1 protein-coding gene is annotated in these 1,921 nt (G+C 66.4%); it reads left to right on the forward strand.

What is annotated here, in order from left to right:
- On the forward strand, window positions 1-1,921 hold a 1,921-nt coding region (locus VCS63_RS29665), incomplete at both ends, for a VCBS domain-containing protein (RefSeq protein WP_323881916.1).

The raw sequence follows: 1,921 nt of genomic DNA on the forward strand, positions 1-1,921 counted from the left end.
GACCACACCGCGGGCGACGACTCCGTCAAGGACAACTTCACCGTCACCGTCACCGACGTGGCCGGCGTGTCCACCAGCAACGACCTGGTCATCCAGATCCTCGACACCGCTCCGGTCGCCAACGACGACAACGGTGGCACCGTCACCGAGGACGCCGCCATCAGCTCGCTGAGCGGCAACGTCGTCACCAACGACACCAAGGGCGCCGATGCCATCACCGGCGTCACCTGGAACGTCACCGACGCCCAGAAGGCCGCCATCGAGCAGTACGGCACCCTGACCCTGAACAACGACGGCACCTGGGAGTTCAAGCTCGACAACTCCAAGCCCGCCGTGCAGGCGCTGAACGCCAGCGACAAGCTGAACTTCACGCTCGGCTACACCGTGGCTGACGCCGATGGCGACACCTCCACGGCCAACCTGAACTTCAGCATCCAGGGCCAGACCGACGGTCCTCCGGTCATCACCCCCGAGGACAGCGACGGCAACGTCTCCGGCGCGCACAATAGCGTCGTCGAAGGCACCAACGCCACCGTCACCGGTTCCGTGACCGTCTCCGCCGAAGCCGGCATCGCCAGCGTCACCGTCGGCGGCAAGGACGTCACCGGCGCCAGCGCCGCCAACCCGGTCGTCATCACCACCGACAAGGGCATCCTGACCGTCACCGGCTACAACGCCGCCACCGGCACCATCTCCTACTCCTACCAGGAGACGGGCGGCGCCGATGACCACACCGCGGGCGACGACTCCGTCAAGGACAACTTCACCGTCACCGTCACCGACGTGGCCGGTGTGTCCACCAGCAACGACCTGGTCATCCAGATCCTCGACACCGCTCCGGTCGCCAATGACGACAACGGTGGCACCGTCACCGAGGACGCCGCCATCAGCTCGCTGAGCGGCAACGTCGTCACCAACGACACCAAGGGCGCCGATGCCATCACCGGCGTCACCTGGAACGTCACCGACGCCCAGAAGGCCGCCATCGAGCAGTACGGCACCCTGACCCTGAACAACGACGGCACCTGGGAGTTCAAGCTCGACAACTCCAAGCCCGCCGTGCAGGCGCTGAACGCCAGCGACAAGCTGAACTTCACGCTCGGCTACACCGTGGCTGACGCCGATGGCGACACCTCCACGGCCAACCTGAACTTCAGCATCCAGGGCCAGACCGACGGTCCTCCGGTCATCACCCCCGAGGACAGCGACGGCAACGTCTCCGGCGCGCACAACAGCGTCGTCGAAGGCACCAACGCCACCGTCACCGGTTCCGTGACCGTCTCCGCCGAAGCCGGCATCGCCAGCGTCACCGTCGGCGGCAAGGACGTCACCGGCGCCAGCGCCGCCAACCCGGTCGTCATCACCACCGACAAGGGCATCCTGACCGTCACCGGCTACAACGCCGCCACCGGCACCATCTCCTACTCCTACCAGGAGACGGGCGGCGCCGACGACCACACCGCGGGCGACGACTCCGTCAAGGACAACTTCACCGTCACCGTCACCGACGTGGCCGGCGTGTCCTCCAGCAACGACCTGGTCATCCAGATCCTCGACACCGCTCCGGTCGCTAATGACGACAACGGTGGCACCGTCACCGAGGACGCCGCCATCAGCTCGCTGAGCGGCAACGTCGTCACCAACGACACCAAGGGCGCCGATGCCATCACCGGCGTCACCTGGAACGTCACCGACGCCCAGAAGGCCGCCATCGAGCAGTACGGCACCCTGACCCTGAACAACGACGGCACCTGGGAGTTCAAGCTCGACAACTCCAAGCCCGCCGTGCAGGCGCTGAACGCCAGCGACAAGCTGAACTTCACGCTCGGCTACACCGTGGCTGACGCCGATGGCGACTCCTCCACGGCCAACCTGAACTTCAGCATCCAGGGCCAGACCGACGGTCCTCCGGTCATCACCC

This window comes from Achromobacter sp. D10 (assembly GCF_035282245.1).
Taxonomy (GTDB): Bacteria; Pseudomonadota; Gammaproteobacteria; order Burkholderiales; family Burkholderiaceae_B; genus Achromobacter; species Achromobacter insolitus.